The sequence below is a fragment of the Variovorax sp. Soil_C_12 genome, assembly GCF_057657375.1.
The window spans coordinates 484,086-501,958 of the sequence record NZ_JBDGIO010000003.1; the positions used below are offsets into that span (position 1 = coordinate 484,086).

Here is a 17,873-nt window from a genome sequence, read left to right on the forward strand (position 1 = left end):
GTTACATGACTCGTTCAGACCTTGTTGAGGAATTAGCCGCCCGCTTCGCGCAACTCACGCACCGCGACGCCGAATACGCCGTCAAGACCATTCTTGACGCCATGAGCGACGCGCTGGTGCGCGGGCACCGCATCGAGATCCGCGGCTTCGGCAGCTTCACGGTGAACCGGCGCCCGCCGCGCATCGGGCGCAACCCGCGTTCGGGCGAAAGCGTGCAGATCCCCGAGAAGCGCGTGCCGCACTTCAAGCCGGGCAAGGCCCTGCGCGAAGCGGTCGACGCGCGCACGGCGGAGCTGGATGCCGAGCAGCGTCAGCGCGAAGGCTGAAGCATAGAATTCCCCCGCCAACGGGGACGCGCATGAAATATCTCCTGTGGCTGCTCAAGGCAGCCATTTTTTTTACCCTCTTCGCTTTCGCGCTGAACAACCAGCACGACGCCACCGTCTACTTCTTTTTCGGCACCTCCTGGCGCGCCCCGCTGGTGCTTGTCGTGCTCGCCGCCTTTGCCGGTGGACTGGTGGTGGGCGCGCTCGGCATGCTGCCGGGCTGGTGGAAGCACCGCAGCGCCGCGGCCCAGCTGCCAGCCTCGCCCGTCCCGCCTGCAGCAAGCGCCGCGGCCACGCCACCAGCAGCCGCCACCGACCTTCCCGCCGTGCGCCAACATGGACTTTGATTTCAGCTGGCTGCTGCTCGGCCTGCCCCTCGCATTCATCCTGGGCTGGCTGGCCTCGCGCTTCGACCTTCGGCAGCTGCGCATCGAGAACCGGCAGGCGCCCAAGGCCTACTTCCGCGGCCTCAACTTCCTGCTCAACGAGCAGCAGGACCAGGCCATCGATGCCTTCATCGAGGCCGTGCAGAACGACCCCGACACCCAGGAGCTGCACTTCGCGCTCGGCAACCTGTTCCGCCGCCGCGGCGAGTACCAGCGCGCCGTGCGCGTGCACGAGCACCTGCTGGGCCGCGGCGACCTGAGCCGTGCCGATCGCGACCGGGCACAGCATGCGCTGGCGCAGGACTTCCTGCGTGCAGGCCTGCTCGACCGCGCCGAGGCTGCGCTGCAGAAGCTCGAAGGCACCCGCTACGAGAACGAGTCACGGCTGGCGCTGCTGGCCATCTACGAGCGCTCGCGCGAGTGGACCCAGGCCGCGGCGGTGGCGCAGAAGCTCGACGAGGCCGAACAGGCGAGCTACAGCGTGCGCCGCGCCCACCATCTCTGCGAGCGGGCTGCGGAACAAGTCGCCGCCGGCGATGTCCAGAGCGCGGCCCAACTGCTGGAACAAGCCGTCATCCTGGCCCCGCAGGCGCCGCGGCCGGCCATCGACACCGCCGCGCTGCAGTTGCGCAACGGCGACTCCGCCGGCGCCTACGACACGCTCACAGCCCTGTGCGAGACCGCCCCGTTGGCGTTGCCGCTCTATGCCGCCATGCTGCAGCAGGCCGCGGTCGCCTCGCAGCGCGGCGGCGAAGCGCTGCTCACGTTGCAGCGGCGCTATGCCGAGTCGCCCTCCATCGACGTGCTCGAAGCCATCATGGCGCTCGGCGGCACGCCGATGCTCCCCGACGATCTCGCGGCCGAAGCCTCGAGCCCGCCGGAGCCGCGCGACGGCTACATCGCCCACCTGAGCCATCAGCCCTCGCTCGTGGCTGCCTCGCGCTGGCTGGCCGGCGAGCGCTTCGCGCACGAGCAGTACCGCCAGCCCGTGCAGCGCACCCTGGACCAGGCCACGCGGCCGCTGATGCGTTACCGGTGCGCCGCCTGCGGCTTCGAAGCCCACCAGCATTTCTGGCATTGCCCGGGCTGCCAGGCCTGGGACAGCTATCCGCCGCGCCGCGTGGAAGAGCTCTGAAATCCCTCAAATTGTCGCAACGACAACACCGTTCGCGAACTTCTCGTTCAAATCCATCGCCGCATGCAATCCGCATGCGGCGGGACGCGAGGAGCGTCCCTTTCACAACGTTGACAGGGAAATTTCAAGAATGTTGAAGAAGATACTGGCCGTCATGGCCATGCTGTTTGCCGCTGCTTCGTGGGCGGCCGTCGATGCCAACAAGGCGAGCGATGCCGAGCTCGATGCGATCCGGGGCGTGGGCCCGTCGCTCTCCAAGCGCATCATCGACGAGCGGAAGAAGGGTGGAGACTTCAAGGACTGGCCCGACCTCATGAGCCGGGTCAAGGGCGTGAAGGAAAAGGCGGCCGCCAAGCTGTCGACCGAGGGCCTGACGGTCAACGGCCAGAGCTTCGGCGGCACGGCGCCGGCAGCCAAGGTCGCCAAGGCCGAGTCGAAGAAGGAAAAGGCCGAAGGCTCGGCAAAGAAGGCCGACGCGAAGCCCTGAGCGCTGCGTGCGGCCGCACCGCACTGCCAACCGAAAGCCGCCCCCGGGCGGCTTTTTTGCGAGCGGCTGCCTCACGCGCCGGGCGGCGCCGTCAGGGGAAAGCCCCACGCAGTGGCCCGATATTTGCACGTATGCTCCCCGACGCCTTTTCACATCCGTACGTTTGGAGAGCCCATGAATCGCAAGTTCGGCATCGCCCTCGCCGGCCTCACCCTCGGCGCAGCGGCCTTCGCGCAAACCAAGTGGGACCTGCCCACGGCCTACCCGGCCACCAACTACCACACCGAGAACATCACCCAGTTCGCAAAGGACGTGGATGCGGCCACCGGCGGCAAGGTCAAGATCACCGTGCACGCCAACGCATCGCTCTTCAAGGCGCCCGAGATCAAGCGTGCCGTGCAGAGCGGCCAGGCCCAGGCCGGCGAGATCCTGCTGGCCAACTTCGCCAACGAGAACCCGATCTACGCGCTGGACGGCGTGCCCTTCCTCGCCACCACCTACCCCGAGGCGAAGAAGCTGTACGAGGCCTCCAAGCCCGCGATGGAGAAGCTGCTCGCCGCGCAGGGCATCAAGGTGCTGTTCATGGTGCCCTGGGCGCCGCAGGGCATCTACGTGAAGAAAGAGATCGGCTCGGTGGCCGACCTGCGCGGCATCAAGTGGCGCGCCTACAGCCCGGCCACGGCCAAGATCGCCGAGCTGATCGGCGCGCAGCCGGTGCAGATCCAGCAGGCCGAACTGAGCGCCGCGATGGCGACCGGCGTGATCGAGAGCTACATGAGCTCCGGGTCCACCGGCTACGACACCAAGACCTACGAGCACATCAAGAACTTCTACGACACGCGGGCCTGGATCCCGAAGAACGCGATCCTGGTCAACGCCAAGGCCTTCGACGCACTCGATCCCGCCGCCAAGGCGGCCGTGACCAAAGCGGCGGCGGATGCCGAAGCACGCGGCTGGAAGGTCGCGCAGGAAAAGAACGACGAGTACAAGCGCCTCTTGGCCGAGCGCGGCATGAAGATCCACCAGCCCTCGCCCAAGCTCGACGCCGACATGCGCCAGGTCGGCGGCATCATGCAGGCCGACTGGCTCAAGGCCGCCGGTGCCGACGGGCAAGCCATCGTCGACACCTACAAGAAGAAGTAGACAACCATGCGCCGCTGGCTCGACCGTCTGTACCTCGGCGCAGGCGCGCTCGGCGCGTTCTGCGTGTTCCTGATCTTCGTGCTGATGGTCGTGGCCGGCGTCGGCCGCCAGATGAACTGGCACGTGAGCGGCATGAACGATGCCGTCGCGTGGCTGTGCGCCGCGGCCTCCTTCTTCGCGATGGCACATGCCTTCCGGCACGGCGACTTCGTGCGCGTGACGCTGCTGCTGGACTCGGTGCGCCCCAAGCTGCGGCGCGCGCTCGACGTCTTCTGCCTGCTGATCGCGGCCGTCTCGGTGGCCTACCTCACGTACTGGGCCACCAGCTTCACCTGGGAAAGCTACGAGTTCGCCGAGATGGCGACCGGCCTGCTCGTGATCCCGATCTGGATTCCGCAATCAACCTTCGTCATCGGCTGCTGGCTGCTGCTCATCGCCATGATCGACGAGCTCGTCGGCGTGGTGCGCGGCGAGAAGCCGAGCTACCAGCGCGCGGTCGAAGAGCGCCACGCCGCCGGCGACTTCTCGTCCGACATCTAGATCAACAAGGACTCCCGTGCTCGACACCCTCCTCATGGGCGCACTGCTGCTCGCCATCATGCTCGTGCTGCTGGCGGGCGGCGTCTGGATCGCGATGACGCTGGCCATCGTCGGCTGGGTCGGCCAGGCTTTCTTCACCAACACCCTGCCCGGCAAGAACCTGTTCTCGGCCTTCTGGGAAAGCAACGCCAGCTGGGAGCTCGCGGCGCTGCCCCTCTTCATCTGGATGGGCGAGATCCTGTTTCGCACCAAGCTGAGCGAAGAGATGTTCGAAGGCCTCAGGCCCTGGCTCAACCGCGTGCCGGGCCGGCTGATGCACACCACCATCCTCGGCTGCGGCGTGTTCGGCTCGGTCTCGGGCTCCTCGGCCGCGACCTGCGCCACCATCGCCAAGGTCGCGCTGCCCGAGCTCAAGCGGCGCGGCTACAACGAGAAGCTCGCCATCGGCTCGCTCGCCACCGCCGGCACGCTGGGCATCCTCATTCCGCCATCCATCACCATGGTGGTGTACGCGGTGGCGGCGGACGCGTCGATCATCCGCATCTTCCTGGCCGGGTTCCTGCCGGGTTTCCTGTTGATGCTGCTGTTCTCGGGCTATATCGGCTGGTGGAGCCTGCGCCATCCCGACCAGGTGCCGCCGGCCGATCCGCCGACGAGCTTGCGGGAGAAGATCCGCCTCTCCGGCAACCTGATCCCCTGCGGCCTGCTGATCGTCTTCATCGTCTGGGTGCTGGTCGCCGGCTGGGCCACGGCCACCGAGTGCGCGGCCTTCGGCGTGCTCGGCTCGCTGGCCATCGCAGCCTGGGGCCGCAGCCTCACCTGGCAGAACTTCAAGGACGGCATCATGGGCGCCACGCGCACCAGTTGCATGATCATGTTCATCCTGGCCGGCGCCGCCTTCCTGACCAAGACCATGGCCTTCACCGGCATCCCGCGCGAGCTGGCCGAGTGGGTGGACAGCATGCACCTGTCGCCCTACGCACTGATCGGCGCGCTGGTGCTGGTGTACCTGGTGCTCGGCACCGCGCTCGACGGCATCTCGATGATCGTGCTGACCAGCGCGGTGGTGCTGCCCATGATCCAGAAAGCCGGCTTCGATCTCATCTGGTTCGGCATCTTCGTCGTGCTGCTGGTCGAGATCGCCGAGGTCACGCCGCCGGTGGGCTTCAACCTCTTCGTGCTGCAGAACATGACCGGCAAGGACAGCAACGTGATCGCCAAGGCCGCGATCCCCTTCTTCTTCTGCCTGGTGCTGTGCATCGCGCTGATCACCGTGTTCCCGAGCATCGTGACGGTGCTGCCCAACACGGTGATGGGCGTGGAGAAGTGAGCACCTAGAATCCGCGCCGTGCTGCCCGTACTTGCCATCTGCTTCGGCGCCTCGCTGGGCGCGCTGGCCCGCTGGGGCCTGAGCCTCTGGCTCACGACCACCGCCTTCCCCTACGGCACGCTCGCGTCCAACCTCATCGGCGGCTATCTGATCGGCATCGCCGTGGCCACGTTCCAGGCGATGCCGCAACTCGATCCGGTCTGGCGTCTGCTGCTGATCACCGGCTTTCTCGGTGGCCTCACCACCTTCTCCAGCTTCTCGGCCGAGGTCGTCTCGATGCTGATGAACGAGCGCCTGGGCCTGGCCCTCGGCACCGCCGCATTGCACGTCGCCGGATCGCTGATGCTCACCTGGCTCGGCATCCGCACGGTGCATCAGCTCAGCGCCTGAGCGAAGGGCCTTGCAGGAGAGGCGGTCGATAGAATCGACCGCGATGCCCCTTGCCCTCCTCGTCGCACTTCCCTTCGTTGCCAGTGTGATCGCGGCCCTGCTGCCGTCGAATGCGCGCAACCGGGAATCGACGCTGGCAGGCCTGGTCGCGCTGGGCTGCGCGGTGCAGGCAGCATGGTTCTTCCCCCGCCTCGCCGCGGGCGACGTGATCCGCGAAGAGATCCGCTGGATTCCCTCGCTGGGCCTCAACCTCGTGTTCCGCATGGACGGCTTCGCCTGGCTGTTCTGCATGCTGGTGCTCGGCATCGGCGCGCTGGTGGTGCTCTATGCGCGCTACTACATGTCGTCCTCCGACCCGGTGCCGCGCTTCTTCTCCTTCTTCCTCGCCTTCATGGGGTCGATGGTGGGCGTGGTGCTCTCGGGCAACCTGATCCAGATGGTGCTGTTCTGGGAACTCACCAGCCTGTTCTCCTTTCTGCTGATCGGCTACTGGAACCACCGGCGCGACGCGCGGCGCGGCGCGCGCATGGCGCTCACGGTCACCGGCGCGGGCGGGCTGTGCCTGCTGGCCGGCGTGCTGGTGCTGGGCCGCATCGTGGGCAGCTACGAGCTCGACGCGGTGCTGGCTTCGGGCGATCAGATCCGCGCCAACCGGCTCTATCCGCTGGTGCTGGTGCTGGTCCTGCTCGGCGCCTTCACCAAGAGCGCTCAATTCCCCTTTCACTTCTGGCTCCCGCGCGCGATGGCGGCGCCCACGCCGGTCTCGGCCTACCTGCACTCGGCCACGATGGTGAAGCTCGGCGTCTTCCTGATGGCGCGGCTGTGGCCGGTGCTCTCCGGCACCGAGCTCTGGTTCTGGCTGGTGGGCGGCGCCGGCGCCGCCACGCTCCTGCTGGGGGGCTACGTCGCCATGTTCCAGCGCGACCTCAAGGCGCTGCTCGCCTACTCGACCATCTCGCACCTCGGGCTCATCACGCTGCTGCTCGGGCTCAACAGCCCGCTCGCTGCGGTCGCGGCCGTCTTCCACGTGATGAACCATGCGACCTTCAAGGCCTCGCTGTTCATGGCGGCCGGCATCATCGACCACGAGAGCGGCACGCGCGACATCCGCAAGCTCAGCGGCCTGCTCAAGCTCATGCCCATCACCGGCACGCTGGCCATCATCGCCAGCGCCTCGATGGCGGGCGTGCCGCTGCTCAACGGCTTCCTCTCGAAGGAGATGTTCTTCGCCGAGACGGTCTTCATCCAGGCGACGCCGTGGGTCAACCGCAGCCTGCCGGTGCTCGCGACGCTGGCCGGCGTCTTCAGCGTGGCGTACTCGGCCCGCTTCGTGTTCGACGTCTTCTTCGGCCCGCCCCCCGGGCCGGAGGTGCCGAAGCAGCCGCACGAGCCGCCGCGCTGGATGAGCGTGCCGGCCGAACTCCTGGTGCTGATCTGCCTGGTGGTGGGCGTGGCGCCGGCATGGTCGGTGGGCGCCTTCCTCGCCACCGCGGCGATGCCGGTGGTCGGCGGCGTGCTGCCCGAGTACAGCCTGGCTGTGTGGCATGGCTTCAACCTGCCGTTGGCGATGAGCTTCCTCGCGCTGGTCGGCGGCGCCGCGCTCTACCTGTTGCATCGTCGCGGTCGCGCGCGCGGCGCGCTCCAGTTCACCCCAATCCTGCATCGCATCGACGGCCAGCGCCTGTTCGAGAACCTGCTGGCCCGCCTCAGCGAGGTCGGCCGGCGCAGCCGGCGCCTGCTGGGCACGCGGCGCCTGCAGGCGCAGTTGCTGCTACTGATCGCGGTGGCCCTGGCCGGGGCCGGCGCCTCGCTGTGGCTCGCGCCGGCGGCGCCCGGCGCGCGCGAACCGCTGCCCTTCTCGCCGATGTTCGCCATGACCTGGGTGATCGGCTGCACCTGCGCGCTGGCGGCCGCCTGGCAGGCCAAGTTCCATCGCCTGGCCTCGCTGATGCTGGCCTCGGGCGCGGGCCTGGTGTGCTGCACCACCTACATCTGGTTCTCGGCGCCCGACCTCGCGCTGACGCAACTGGTGGTCGAGACCGTGACCACGGTGCTGATCCTGCTCGGCCTGCGCTGGCTGCCGATGCGCCTCGCCAAGCCGCAGCCGATGCGCGCGCGGATGCGGCCCTGGGGCCGACGCGGGCGCGATCTGCTCGTGGCAGCCGCGGCGGGCGGCGGCATGGCGGCGCTCGCCTGGATCATGATGACGCGGCCCTTCCCGCAGAGCATCTCGCCCTTCTTCCTCGAGCACGCGCTGCCCGAAGGCGGCGGCACCAACGTGGTCAATGTGATGCTGGTCGACTTCCGCGGCTTCGACACCTTCGGCGAGATCACCGTGCTCGGCATCGTGGCGCTGACGGTCTATGCGCTGCTGCGGCGCTTTCGCCCCGCGCCCGAATCCATGGCCCTGCCCGCACAGCAGCGGGCGCAGCCCGACGACGGCAGCAGCGACCTGCTGAACCCGCGCCGCGCGCCGGACACAGCCGTCGGCTACCTGATGGTGCCGGCCGTGCTGGTGCGCTTCCTGCTGCCGCTCGCGGTGCTGGTATCGGTCTACTTCTTCATGCGCGGCCACAACCAGCCGGGCGGCGGCTTCGTCGCCGGGCTGGTGATGTCGGTGGCGCTCCTGCTGCAGTTCATCGTCTCGGGCGCCGAATGGGTGGAGGAGCATCTGCGCATCTACCCGCGCCGCTGGATTGCCACCGGCCTGCTGCTGGCGCTGGCGACCGGCTCGGGTGCGCTGGTTTTCGGCTACCCCTTCCTCACCACGCACACTGCGCATCTGCACCTGCCAGTGCTGGGCGAGGTGCATGTGCCAAGCGCGCTGTTCTTCGACATCGGCGTGTTCGCGCTGGTGCTGGGGGCGACGATGCTGATCCTCACGGCGCTGGCGCACCAATCCATCCGCAGCCACCGCTGGGCCGACGAACAGGCAGAGAAGGAAGCCGAGCGCGCCGCGCTCGAAGCGAAGGGCGCCGCCTGATGGAAGCCGTGCTGGCCATCGCCATCGGCATCCTCACCGGCTCGGGCGTGTACCTGCTGCTGCGCCCGCGCACCTTCCAGGTGATCATGGGCCTCACGCTGATCTCCTACGCGGTCAACCTCTTCATCTTCAGCATGGGCCGCGTCAAGATCGACAGCGAGCCGGTGCTGATTCCCGGCATCGCCGCCACACTGGCCAACACGGCCGACCCGATGCCGCAGGCGCTGGTGCTCACAGCCATCGTGATCGGCTTCGCGATGACGGCGCTGTTCCTGGTCGTGCTGCTGGCCTCCCGCGGGCTCAGCGGCACCGACCACGTGGACGGCCAGGAGAAGAAGGAGGTCGCGGAATGACGCGGCTCATCGCCTTCCTCGACCGCCTGCTCGAGTTCGGCATGCCGCACCTGGTCGCGGTGCCGATCCTGCTGCCGCTCCTGACGGCCGCGCTGATGCTGCTGATGGGCGAGCAGCGCCGCCGCGCCAAATCCTTCCTGAGCGTGGTCTCCGGCCTGCTGGGCCTCATCGCCGCGCTCGCGCTGCTGCGCTGGGTCAATGCCGCCGGCACCGGCGGCGGGCCGGGCTCGGTCGGCGTCTACCTGCCCGGCAACTGGCGCGCGCCCTTCGGCATCGTGCTGGTGGCCGACCGGCTCTCGACCCTGATGGTCGCGCTCACCGGCGTCATCGCCTTCTGCGCCTCTATCTATTCCACCTCGCGCTGGGACCGCGCGGGGATGCACTTCCATCCGCTGCTGCAGCTGCAACTGATGGGCCTCAATGGCGCCTTCCTGACCGGCGACCTGTTCAACCTCTTCGTCTTCTTCGAGGTGATGCTGGCCGCCTCCTACGGTCTGCTGCTGCACGGCTCCGGCCGGTTGCGGGTGCAGGCCGGACTGCACTATGTGGCGATCAACCTCGCGGCCTCCTCGCTGTTCCTGGTCGGCGCGGCCTTGCTCTACGGCGTGACCGGCACCCTCAACATGGCCGACCTCGGCCTGCGCATCGCCCAGCTGCCGCAGGCCGATCGCGGCCTGGTGCATGCCGCCGCGGCCATCCTCGCCACCGCTTTCTTCGCCAAGGCCGGCGCCTGGCCGCTCAACTTCTGGCTGGTGCCGGCCTACAGCGCCGCGGTGTCGCCGGTGGGCGCGGTCTTCGCGCTCTTGACCAAGCTGGGCGTCTACACGGTGCTGCGGCTGTGGAGCCTGCTGTTCGCACCCGACGCCGGCAGCTCGGCCCTCTTCGGCCAGGGCGTGCTGGTCGCGATCGGGCTGGCCACGCTGTTCTGCGGCGCGCTCGGCATCGTCGGCACGCAGCGGCTGTCCAACCTGGCGGGCTTCAGCGTGCTGGTGTCGGCCGGCACGCTGCTGGCGGCCATTGGGCTCGGGCAGCCGGCCGTGTGGGCCGGCGCGCTCTACTACCTGTTGAGCTCCACGCTGGCGGTGAGCGCCTTCTTCCTGCTGATCGACATGATCGAGCGCTGGCGCAACGCCGGCCTGAGCATCGCGCCGCACGAGGCCGCCGGCGGTGCGCCCTTTCTCGCTGAAGACCTGCGCCACCTCGACGACGTCAACCTGGACGACGACGCCCAGGCGCTCTACGGCCGCGCCATTCCGGCCGGCATTGCCTTCCTCGGCCTCAGCTTCCTGGGCTGCACGCTGCTGCTGGCGGGCCTGCCGCCGCTGTCGGGCTTCGTCGGCAAGTTCGCGATGCTCTCGGGCCTGCTCGGCGGCGCGCGCGGACTCACGCCGGCCCACTGGGCCTTCACGGCGCTGCTGCTCGTCTCCGGCTTTCTCACGCTGATCGCGCTGAGCCGCACCGGCATCCGCCACTTCTGGACCCAGCCGCACCAGACGCTGCCCGCGCTGCGCGCGCTCGAGGTGCTGCCGGTGGCGGCGCTGCTGGCCGCCTGCCTGGCCCTCACGCTGATGGCCGAGCCCGTGATGCAGCATGCCAGCGCCACCGCCCAGGGGCTGCGCTCCCCCAGCGCCTACCGCGAGGCCGTGTTCGGCGCGCGCCAGCGGCCCGGCCCCACCACCGCCCCTGCGGGAGACAAGGCACCATGATCAAACGCTGGCTGCCCTCGCCGCCGCTGTCGCTGGCGCTGTTCGCCGTGTGGCTGCTCTTGAACCAGTCGCTGGATCCGGCCACGCTGCTCCTCGCGGCCTTGCTCTCGATCGCGGTCCCGCTGCTGACGCAAAGCCTGCGGCCGGCCCAGGCGAAGATCCGCAAGCCGATGCTGGTCCTCAGGCTGTTCGGGCTGGTGGCCTACGACCTGGTCGCTTCGGCGCTCACCGTGGCGCGCCTCCTCCTCATCCGGCGCAGCCGCGACCTGGCGCCCCGCTTCGTGCGCGTGCCGCTCGCCATCCGCGACCCCAACGCGCTCGCCGCGCTGGCGATGATCCTCTGCCTGACCCCCGGCACCGCCTGGGGCGAGATCGCGCTGGACCGCTCGACCCTGCTGATCCACGTCTTCCACGAGGACGACGAGGCAGCCTTCATCGACATGATCAAGACCCGCTACGAGCGCGCACTGATGGAGATCTTCGAATCATGACGCCGGTACTTCTCTGGGCCCTCAAGCTGGCGCTGCTGCTGCTCGCCGTGGCCATGCTCTGCGCGCTGGCGCGCCTGCTCGTCGGTCCCACCGCACAGGACCGCGTGATGGCGCTGGACTGCCTCTACATCAACGGCATGCTGATGATGCTGGTGCTGGGCATCGTCTACGCGAGCAGCGTGTACTTCGAGGCCGCGATGCTGATCGCGCTGTTCGGCTTTGTCGGCTCCACGGCGCTCGCCAAGTTCCTGCTGCGCGGCGAGGTGATCGAATGACCGACTTCATCGCCGGCCCGCTGCCGCTGTGGGCCGAGATCCTGACCGCGGTCCTCGCCCTCGCCGGCGCCGCCTTCGCCGCCATCGGTTCCTTCGGGCTGGTGCGGCTGCCCACCTTCTTCCAGCGCATCCATGCGCCCACGCTGGGCTCCACGCTGGGCGCCTGGTGCATCACGCTGGCCACGACTGTCTATTTTTCGGTCCAGGGCGCGCACCTCTTCCTGCATGCGGCGCTGATCGCGTTCTTCGTCGCCCTCAGCGCGCCGGTGACGACCATCTTCCTGATGCGCGCCGCGCTGTTCCGGGAGCGCCAGAAAGGCGATAACGTGCCGCCCGAGCGCGCGTGAGCCACCGCCCGACCCCACGCGCCTCGAGCCTGCACGGCTACCAGGTCACGCGCAGGCCGATCGTCCCCTGCACCAATGACTTCACCCGGGCGTCGCCGCCCGCGCTGAAGGTGCGGCCGATCTCGCCGTACACCGTGGTCGCCGGCGTGAGCGCCAGCGAGAGTCCACCTGCCACTTCGGTCGCGGTGTAGCCGCTGCCGCTGGTCACGCGGTTGGCTGCGGCAGGGGCAACGAAATCCACCACATCGGCGCCCGAGCTGGCGCGGTAGACATTGAACCGCGCGTAGGGTTGCAGCCGGCCCGCGCCGGTGGGCATGTCGCCCTTGATCCGCACCCCCAGGCGACCGATCCAGCCGCCATCGGCATGCTGCTGGACCAGTGCGCCGTTGATCGACACGTCGTCCACGCGTGTTCTTTGGCGGATCAGCTGGACCTGTGGCTCGATGCTCCAGCTTTCGCTCAGCGCGAAGGACTTGCCGGCCTCGACCGAGGCCGATACGCTGCGCGCCTTTCCCGACACCGGCAGGCTGCCATCCGGTCGCGCGTTGTAGCGGTGGTGGCCGGCTTGCAGCACCGCCTCGGCGTACCAGCCGCTGGCCGCGTCGTGCCAGTTCGCATAGCCGGCGAGATAGCGCGACTGCAGATCGGTGGTGCCGACCCTGCCGAAGGTGCCATTCGCGTTGCCGCTCACGTCGGCGCTTCCGTCCAGGCTCCCGACGTAGACGCCGACGCGCCAATTGCCGCCGGCCAGGAGGTCGGCGCCCACCTGCACGCCGCCGACGTGGCCCCGGCTTTGCGGGGCAGCGCCCCCGGCCTGGCGCACGTCGAGGTCGGTGTAGATCGCGCGCGCCCAGGCGCTGCGGTCCGGACCGGCGTCGCCGGCGCGGCCGTGCATGTTGCCGAGCATCGCGAGATCGGCTTGCCGAAGCTGGGCAGGGAGCGCGGCGAAGAGCGGCACTTCGGTCCGATAGACCGGCCGGGCAGGGGGCGGCGCGGTTGCGGGCGCTGAGGCCTGGGCGGTCGTCTCGGCTTCCGGAGGCTTGGACTCGGTGTCCCCGGTGGTGGTCGAAACGATTGCGGGCTCGGCTTCGGCCGCAGGCGCCGCTGCGGGCGCCGCTGCGGGTGCAGGCGAAGGCGAAGGCGCAGGTGCAGGTGCAGGTGCAGGTGCAGGCGCAGGCGCAGGTGCAGGCGCAGGCGCAGGCGCAGGTGCAGGTGCAGGTGCTGGTGCTGGTGCTGGTGCTGGTGCTGGTGCTGGTGCTGGTGCTGGTGCGGGAGCCGGTACCGGTGCCGCTGCAGGTGCTGGTGCTGGTGCGGGAGCCGGTGCAGGTGCGGGTGCTGGTGCGGGAGCCGGTGCCGGTGCCGGTGTCGGTGCTGGTGCGGGAGCCGGTGCCGGTGCCGGTGCCGGTGCCGGTGCCGGTGCAGGTGCGGGTGCCGGTGTCGGTGCTGGTGCGGGAGCCGGTGCCGGTGCCGGTGCCGGTGCCGGTGCCGGTGCCGGTGCCGGGCCATGATCCGGCCTCGTACACGTAGCATTGCCGACGTCCTTGTCGTTCCCGCAGTTCGCCGCCGACGCCACCCCCGCAAGCGCGAGAAGCGCCAAGGCCATGCACGCCTGCAGTCCCTTGGCCCGCAGAAACCTGGGCATCTCGAGCTGCGAACGGGACTGGGAGCTGCCGCTCGCCGATGTCTTGCTGACGCCGGTTGCCAACTCCGAAGCCACGGCCCAGCAGCCCTTCGCCGAATTCCAGACGATCCTGAAGACGCAGTTCATTTTGTTACCTTCCGAGTTACAAGCGAGCCCGCCGAAGCGGAAATTGAATACTTTCGACTTTAGGTCTTAGGTATTCATCGCCTAAGGAAGGAAATCACACAACTGGTTACGAATGTGTACTTTAGTGGTCTGAACGCTATGGTTCAGATAGCACACACGTCTGGTCCTGCAGGTATTGCGGGAGATCTTTCACGCACACGCGCCAAGTCGACGAGGCGCACGCCCTCGGGTAGCCGGGCCGGTCCTCAAAGGCCAGCGAACCACTTGAAGCCGGCGACCAGGACCACGCCGAGCAGCGCGAAGATGGCCAGGCGTGCCCAGCTGACCGCCTCGTGTTCTGAATCCTCGACGGACTCGGGCCGGCTGATGGAGTCGAAGCTGGTGTCGGGTTTGTCCCGCCCCCAGTCGTGGAAATTGTCACGATCCGTGTTCATGTAATACATTTTAGCTACATGTAAACAAATACTGCAACGGCGGCGTTTACTTTTGCAGTAGGGCCGAAAGCGTCACACGGCTATACAAGATTTCGCTTCCGGCTTACCGCTGCTTCACAGAGGCGGCGCACGATGTAGTCACTCGTTCCACCCTGAGGAGCTCACATGAAAAAGACCGCTTTCGCCCTTGGTGCCGCCGCGCTGCTCTCCCTCGGCGCCCTCGCCACCACACCGGCCCAGGCGTATGACGGCCGCTACGACAACCGGGTGATCGTCGTTCCGGCGCCGCCCCCACCGCCGCGCGCCTACTACGCTCCACAGCCGCGCTACTACGGCCACGACGATCGCCGCTACTACGGCCACGACGATCGCCGTTACTACCACCGCGAACGCGGCTGGGGCGACCGCGACCGCGATGGCGTGCCGAACCGCTACGACCGCGATCGCGACGGTGACGGCGTGCCCAACTACTACGACCGCCGTCCGAACAATCCCTACCGCTACTGAGCGCGGACCCGCCGGCCTGCGCAGGCGGGCCTAGCCGTGCAACACCAGGGGTAGCCCGAGGGGGGCAGCGGCCGCGGCGTGCGCCGCGGCTACGAATCTCCCTAGGGCATGTGGACGGCGTCCAGCATCTTTGCTATGGTTTGTGTACACCATCCACAAACCAATTCGCCGAGCGCTCGCCGGCGGACGTCAAAGAGAACATGAACCAGCAACACATCGAAGGGCGGCGACGCTGGCTGGCGCTGATGGTCCTGTGCCTCGGCGTGCTGATGATCGTGCTCGACACCACGATCGTGAACGTCGCCCTGCCCTCGATCCGCACCGACCTCGGCTTCAGCGAGACCTCGCTGGTCTGGGTGGTCAATGCCTACATGCTCACCTTCGGCGGCTTCCTGCTGCTGGGCGGCCGGCTGGGCGACTTGTTCGGGCACCGCCGGCTGTTCCTCGCCGGCATCACGCTGTTCACCTTGGCTTCGCTGGCCTGCGGCCTGTCGAACTCGCAGGCGCTGCTGATCGCGGCGCGCGCGGTGCAGGGCCTGGGCGGCGCGGTGGTCTCGGCGGTGTCGCTGTCGCTGATCATGAATCTGTTCACCGAGCCGGCCGAGCGCGCCAAGGCGATGGGCGTCTATGGCTTCGTCTGCGCCGGCGGCGGCAGCATCGGCGTGCTGCTCGGCGGCCTGCTGACGCATGCGCTGAGCTGGCACTGGATCTTCCTGGTCAACCTGCCGATCGGCGTGGCGGTCTATGCGCTGTGCCTGGCGCTGCTGCCGCACCTGCCCGGCCATGCCGCCGGCGAGCGCCTGGACGCTGGAGGTGCGCTCACGGTCACGCTGTCGCTGATGCTGGCGGTCTACGCCATCGTCAACGGCAACGAAGCCGGCTGGACCTCCCCACGGACGCTGGGCCTGCTCGGCATCGCGGCGCTGCTGCTGGCCGTCTTCATCGCCATCGAGGCCCGCGTGCGTCATCCGCTGATGCCGCTGCGCCTGTTCGGCCTGCGCAACGTTGCCGTCGCCAACGTGATGGGCGTGCTGTGGGCCGCCGCGATGTTCGCCTGGTTCTTCATCTCCGCGCTCTACCTGCAGCTGGTGCTGGGCTACACCCCGATGCAGGTGGGGCTGGCCTTCCTGCCGGCCAACCTGATCATGGCCGCCTTCTCGCTGGGGCTGTCGGCCAAGCTGGTGATGCGCTTCGGCAACCGCGGGCCGCTGGCCTTCGGGCTGCTGCTGGCGGCGGCGGGGCTGCTGCTCTTTGCCGGCGCGCCGGTAGAAGGCAGCTTCCTGCTGCACGTGATGCCCGGCATGACCCTGCTCGGCCTGGGCGCCGGCATCGCGCTCAACCCGATGCTGCTGGTCGCGATGAGCGACGTGGCGCCCAGCGAATCGGGCCTGGCCTCGGGCATCGTCAACACCGCCTTCATGATGGGCGGGGCGCTGGGCCTCGCGGTGCTCGCGAGCCTGGCCTCGGCGCGCACCGAGGGCATGCAGGCCGCCGGCGCCGGGCCGCTGGTCGCGCTGGTGGGCGGCTATCAGCTGGCCTTCGTCGTCGGTGCCATCTTCGCGGGCGCGGCGGCCTTGCTGGGTGCGCTGCTGCTGCGCGCCGGTTCGCAGGTGCCGGTGGATAGCGGCGATCGGCCGGCCGAGGCGAGCCGCGCGGGCTGAGCCGTCCACTCATGATGTAACCGCCGCGACGAGGGAACTTCGCCTACAGAAATCGGCGGCTGCGCCGCCCACCATGAGTGGGCCATGAAACATCCTCCGATCAAGCTCACCATCGACGAGGCGGCGCCTGGAGCCTTCATCTGGACGCTGCTGCAGACCGACGACAGCGGCGCGCCGCAGAAGGTACTGAAGGCCGCCGAGTACGAAGCCGACACCTACGAGGCCGCACTCGCGGCCGGAACGCGCGCCATGGATGCGGAGCTGCGCAAGAGCGCAGCGGCCGAACAGCGCAGCAGCAAACGCACCGCAGCCGCCAGCACCTAAGCCAGGTGTGTCTTCAGGGGTACGGCGGGGTCCGCAGCCACCGCCGGGTCGGGGCTGCGGCCCGCTTCCAGCAGCTTGCGGCTCATCATGTGGTCGACCGGCGCGTTGACCGATTCGACGCAGCGCAGCACGCCGTCGACATAGTGCAGCAGCGAGAAGGCTGCTGCATTCGCGCCGGGGCGGCGCACCATGCTCGCGCCGGGCGTGCCCTCGGCCGGCACCAGTCCCGCCATCTGCAGGCGCAGGCTGCCCTGGTCTGACCAGAACCAAGGCACCGCATCGTGCGGCCGCGCCGTGCCGGTCAGTGTCGCCACCGCGGTGCGCGCCTGGTCGTTGGCGTTTTGCACCGATTCCAGCCGCAGCGCCTGGCCGGCGCGCCGGTCCGGGAAGCGGGTGCAATCGCCCACCGCCAGCACGGCCTCGTCGCTGGTCTGCATGTAGGCATCGACCACGATGCCGTCGGCGCACTCGAGGCCGGCGGCCTGCGCGAGCGCGGTCTCGGGCACCGCGCCGATGCCGACCATCAGCAGATCGACGGGCAGCGCCTCGCCGTCGACCTCGATCGCCGCGAGGCGCTGGCCCTCGGTCTGCCAGGCGCCGGTCTTGGCACCGACGCGGATGTCCATGCCCCCGGCGCGATGGGTGGCCAGCACATGTTCGGACAACGCCGGCGACACGGCCCGGCTCAGCAGCCGCGGCGCGCTTTCCAGGACGGTGACGCGCTTGCCCAACCCAAGCGCCGTGGCCGCCACCTCCAGCCCGATGAAGCCGCCGCCCAGCACCGTGACCTGCTGCGCCGCGGAAAGCATGGAGCGCAGTTGCGCCGCCTCGTCGGCCGCGCGCAGCAGTGCGACGTTCGACAGCCCCACCAGCGCAGGCAGCCGGCGCGCACGCGTGCCGGTGGCCAGCACCAGCCGCTCCCAGCCCAGCACGGCGCCGGAGCGCAAGGTGACGGTGCGCGCGGCACGGTCGATCGCCAGCGCCGGATCGCCCAGGTGCAGCGTGATACCGGCTTCGGCATACCAGGTCTCGGCGCGATGCAATTGCGGCGCCTCCTCGGGGCTCTTGAGAAAAGTCTTGGAGAGCGGCGGGCGGTGGTAGGGGATGCTGTCCTCCTCGCACACCAGGTGGACGCGGGCGCCCTGCCCCGCCTCGGCCAGGCCGGCGCACAGCTGCGCGGCGGCGTGGCCCCCACCGATGATCACGATGTCTTGGCTTGAACTCATGGATGGATTGTCCTTCAGCGTGTCGCCCTCCTTGTCCCCTTCGGCGCCTACGTGTTTTCCC

General features: G+C 68.9%; 21 protein-coding genes and 1 pseudogene. 18 read left to right on the forward strand and 4 right to left on the reverse strand.

Annotated features, from left to right (window positions below; translation table 11 throughout):
* The first annotated feature begins 5 nt into the window (after positions 1 to 5).
* The 14 genes from AC3A6X_RS11015 (at position 6) to mnhG (ending at position 11,892) form a co-directional block, all read left to right on the forward strand.
* Complete coding sequence (locus AC3A6X_RS11015; RefSeq protein ID WP_309970227.1) at positions 6 to 326, forward strand: integration host factor subunit beta; 321 nt, start codon at positions 6 to 8, stop codon at positions 324 to 326.
* 32 nt (positions 327 to 358) lie between these two features.
* Complete coding sequence (locus tag AC3A6X_RS11020) at positions 359 to 673, forward strand: LapA family protein (protein ID WP_106555947.1); 315 nt, start codon at positions 359 to 361, stop codon at positions 671 to 673.
* Positions 663 to 1,847: a lipopolysaccharide assembly protein LapB gene (gene lapB / locus AC3A6X_RS11025; protein WP_487842201.1), complete on the forward strand. Its 1,185-nt coding sequence runs from the start codon at positions 663 to 665 to the stop codon at positions 1,845 to 1,847. The genes AC3A6X_RS11020 and lapB overlap by 11 nt, the downstream gene beginning before the upstream one ends.
* Before the next feature lie 130 nt (positions 1,848 to 1,977).
* Positions 1,978 to 2,334, forward strand: a complete 357-nt coding sequence (locus AC3A6X_RS11030; protein ID WP_487842202.1) for a ComEA family DNA-binding protein — start codon at positions 1,978 to 1,980, stop codon at positions 2,332 to 2,334.
* Between the two features lie 174 nt (positions 2,335 to 2,508).
* Positions 2,509 to 3,477 carry a TRAP transporter substrate-binding protein gene (locus AC3A6X_RS11035; protein ID WP_487842203.1) on the forward strand — a complete coding sequence of 323 codons (969 nt, stop codon included), beginning with the start codon at positions 2,509 to 2,511 and terminating at the stop codon, positions 3,475 to 3,477.
* Positions 3,478 to 3,483: 6 nt separating this feature from the next.
* Complete coding sequence (locus tag AC3A6X_RS11040; protein WP_487842204.1) at positions 3,484 to 4,017, forward strand: TRAP transporter small permease; 534 nt, start codon at positions 3,484 to 3,486, stop codon at positions 4,015 to 4,017.
* 34 nt (positions 4,018 to 4,051) lie between these two features.
* Positions 4,052 to 5,347, forward strand: coding sequence for a TRAP transporter large permease (locus AC3A6X_RS11045; RefSeq protein ID WP_487842434.1), 1,296 nt, complete (start codon positions 4,052 to 4,054; stop codon positions 5,345 to 5,347).
* An 18-nt stretch (positions 5,348 to 5,365) separates the two neighbouring features.
* A complete protein-coding gene (gene crcB, locus AC3A6X_RS11050; RefSeq protein ID WP_487842205.1) occupies positions 5,366 to 5,737 on the forward strand; it encodes a fluoride efflux transporter CrcB in 372 nt (123 codons plus the stop codon).
* A 43-nt stretch (positions 5,738 to 5,780) separates the two neighbouring features.
* A complete protein-coding gene (locus tag AC3A6X_RS11055; RefSeq protein WP_487842206.1) occupies positions 5,781 to 8,720 on the forward strand; it encodes a monovalent cation/H+ antiporter subunit A in 2,940 nt (979 codons plus the stop codon).
* The gene (locus AC3A6X_RS11060; protein ID WP_487842207.1) at positions 8,720 to 9,073 is read left to right on the forward strand and encodes a Na+/H+ antiporter subunit C; all 354 of its coding nucleotides are present in this window, start codon (positions 8,720 to 8,722) and stop codon (positions 9,071 to 9,073) included. The genes AC3A6X_RS11055 and AC3A6X_RS11060 overlap by 1 nt, the downstream gene beginning before the upstream one ends.
* Positions 9,070 to 10,779, forward strand: a complete 1,710-nt coding sequence (locus tag AC3A6X_RS11065; protein WP_487842208.1) for a monovalent cation/H+ antiporter subunit D — start codon at positions 9,070 to 9,072, stop codon at positions 10,777 to 10,779. The genes AC3A6X_RS11060 and AC3A6X_RS11065 overlap by 4 nt, the downstream gene beginning before the upstream one ends.
* Entirely contained in the window at positions 10,779 to 11,270 is a 492-nt protein-coding gene (locus tag AC3A6X_RS11070) for a Na+/H+ antiporter subunit E (protein WP_487842435.1), read from the forward strand. The genes AC3A6X_RS11065 and AC3A6X_RS11070 overlap by 1 nt, the downstream gene beginning before the upstream one ends.
* Positions 11,267 to 11,545 (forward strand): K+/H+ antiporter subunit F, encoded by a 279-nt coding sequence (locus tag AC3A6X_RS11075; RefSeq protein ID WP_487842209.1) that lies wholly within the window; start codon positions 11,267 to 11,269, stop codon positions 11,543 to 11,545. Before AC3A6X_RS11070 ends, AC3A6X_RS11075 begins: the two co-directional genes overlap by 4 nt.
* On the forward strand, positions 11,542 to 11,892 hold the full coding sequence (gene mnhG / locus AC3A6X_RS11080) for a monovalent cation/H(+) antiporter subunit G (RefSeq protein WP_487842210.1): 351 nt from the start codon (positions 11,542 to 11,544) through the stop codon (positions 11,890 to 11,892). Before AC3A6X_RS11075 ends, mnhG begins: the two co-directional genes overlap by 4 nt.
* A gap of 37 nt (positions 11,893 to 11,929) precedes the next feature.
* Here the strand turns inward: mnhG and AC3A6X_RS11085 are convergent, their stop codons facing one another.
* Positions 11,930 to 12,967, reverse strand: coding sequence for an autotransporter domain-containing protein (locus AC3A6X_RS11085; protein WP_487842436.1), 1,038 nt, complete (start codon positions 12,965 to 12,967; stop codon positions 11,930 to 11,932).
* On the opposite strand from AC3A6X_RS11085, the gene AC3A6X_RS11090 reads away from it, so the two are divergent.
* Positions 12,967 to 13,419, forward strand: coding sequence for a hypothetical protein (locus AC3A6X_RS11090; protein WP_487842443.1), 453 nt, complete (start codon positions 12,967 to 12,969; stop codon positions 13,417 to 13,419). The two genes, AC3A6X_RS11085 and AC3A6X_RS11090, sit on opposite strands and share 1 nt — an antisense overlap.
* Positions 13,420 to 13,597: 178 nt before the next feature.
* On the opposite strand, the pseudogene AC3A6X_RS11095 reads toward AC3A6X_RS11090, so the two are convergent.
* A pseudogene (locus tag AC3A6X_RS11095) lies at positions 13,598 to 13,660 on the reverse strand (ESPR-type extended signal peptide-containing protein); the annotation flags it as partial.
* Positions 13,661 to 13,905: 245 nt separating this feature from the next.
* Complete coding sequence (locus AC3A6X_RS11100) at positions 13,906 to 14,094, reverse strand: hypothetical protein (protein WP_487842211.1); 189 nt, start codon at positions 14,092 to 14,094, stop codon at positions 13,906 to 13,908.
* 165 nt (positions 14,095 to 14,259) lie between these two features.
* Here AC3A6X_RS11100 and AC3A6X_RS11105 point away from each other — a divergent pair, with 165 nt between their 5' ends.
* The 3 genes from AC3A6X_RS11105 to AC3A6X_RS11115 all read left to right on the forward strand — a co-directional run bounded on the left by AC3A6X_RS11105 (position 14,260) and on the right by AC3A6X_RS11115 (position 16,586).
* Positions 14,260 to 14,601 carry a hypothetical protein gene (locus AC3A6X_RS11105; RefSeq protein ID WP_487842212.1) on the forward strand — a complete coding sequence of 114 codons (342 nt, stop codon included), beginning with the start codon at positions 14,260 to 14,262 and terminating at the stop codon, positions 14,599 to 14,601.
* A gap of 200 nt (positions 14,602 to 14,801) precedes the next feature.
* On the forward strand, positions 14,802 to 16,262 hold the full coding sequence (locus AC3A6X_RS11110; RefSeq protein ID WP_487842213.1) for a DHA2 family efflux MFS transporter permease subunit: 1,461 nt from the start codon (positions 14,802 to 14,804) through the stop codon (positions 16,260 to 16,262).
* Positions 16,263 to 16,346: 84 nt separating this feature from the next.
* Positions 16,347 to 16,586 (forward strand): hypothetical protein, encoded by a 240-nt coding sequence (locus tag AC3A6X_RS11115; protein ID WP_487842214.1) that lies wholly within the window; start codon positions 16,347 to 16,349, stop codon positions 16,584 to 16,586.
* On the opposite strand, the gene AC3A6X_RS11120 is transcribed toward AC3A6X_RS11115, so the two are convergent.
* Complete coding sequence (locus tag AC3A6X_RS11120; RefSeq protein ID WP_309970274.1) at positions 16,583 to 17,812, reverse strand: NAD(P)/FAD-dependent oxidoreductase; 1,230 nt, start codon at positions 17,810 to 17,812, stop codon at positions 16,583 to 16,585. The genes AC3A6X_RS11115 and AC3A6X_RS11120 overlap by 4 nt on opposite strands.
* Between the last annotated feature and the right edge of the window lie 61 nt (positions 17,813 to 17,873).

Bases quoted from the DNA above. Each gene is read 5' to 3' on its own strand.
- mnhG (WP_487842210.1), top strand. From the start codon at position 11,542: ATGACCGACTTCATCGCCGGCCCGCTGCCGCTGTGGGCCGAGATCCTG.
- AC3A6X_RS11100 (WP_487842211.1), bottom strand. From the start codon at position 14,094: ATGAACACGGATCGTGACAATTTCCACGACTGGGGGCGGGACAAACCC.
- AC3A6X_RS11115 (WP_487842214.1), top strand. From the start codon at position 16,347: ATGAAACATCCTCCGATCAAGCTCACCATCGACGAGGCGGCGCCTGGA.
- AC3A6X_RS11065 (WP_487842208.1), top strand. From the start codon at position 9,070: ATGACGCGGCTCATCGCCTTCCTCGACCGCCTGCTCGAGTTCGGCATG.
- AC3A6X_RS11110 (WP_487842213.1), top strand. From the start codon at position 14,802: ATGAACCAGCAACACATCGAAGGGCGGCGACGCTGGCTGGCGCTGATG.
- AC3A6X_RS11055 (WP_487842206.1), top strand. From the start codon at position 5,781: ATGCCCCTTGCCCTCCTCGTCGCACTTCCCTTCGTTGCCAGTGTGATC.
- AC3A6X_RS11020 (WP_106555947.1), top strand. From the start codon at position 359: ATGAAATATCTCCTGTGGCTGCTCAAGGCAGCCATTTTTTTTACCCTC.
- AC3A6X_RS11120 (WP_309970274.1), bottom strand. From the start codon at position 17,812: ATGAGTTCAAGCCAAGACATCGTGATCATCGGTGGGGGCCACGCCGCC.
- AC3A6X_RS11045 (WP_487842434.1), top strand. From the start codon at position 4,052: ATGGGCGCACTGCTGCTCGCCATCATGCTCGTGCTGCTGGCGGGCGGC.
- AC3A6X_RS11060 (WP_487842207.1), top strand. From the start codon at position 8,720: ATGGAAGCCGTGCTGGCCATCGCCATCGGCATCCTCACCGGCTCGGGC.
- AC3A6X_RS11030 (WP_487842202.1), top strand. From the start codon at position 1,978: ATGTTGAAGAAGATACTGGCCGTCATGGCCATGCTGTTTGCCGCTGCT.
- lapB (WP_487842201.1), top strand. From the start codon at position 663: ATGGACTTTGATTTCAGCTGGCTGCTGCTCGGCCTGCCCCTCGCATTC.
- AC3A6X_RS11035 (WP_487842203.1), top strand. From the start codon at position 2,509: ATGAATCGCAAGTTCGGCATCGCCCTCGCCGGCCTCACCCTCGGCGCA.
- AC3A6X_RS11040 (WP_487842204.1), top strand. From the start codon at position 3,484: ATGCGCCGCTGGCTCGACCGTCTGTACCTCGGCGCAGGCGCGCTCGGC.
- AC3A6X_RS11105 (WP_487842212.1), top strand. From the start codon at position 14,260: ATGAAAAAGACCGCTTTCGCCCTTGGTGCCGCCGCGCTGCTCTCCCTC.
- AC3A6X_RS11075 (WP_487842209.1), top strand. From the start codon at position 11,267: ATGACGCCGGTACTTCTCTGGGCCCTCAAGCTGGCGCTGCTGCTGCTC.
- AC3A6X_RS11015 (WP_309970227.1), top strand. From the start codon at position 6: ATGACTCGTTCAGACCTTGTTGAGGAATTAGCCGCCCGCTTCGCGCAA.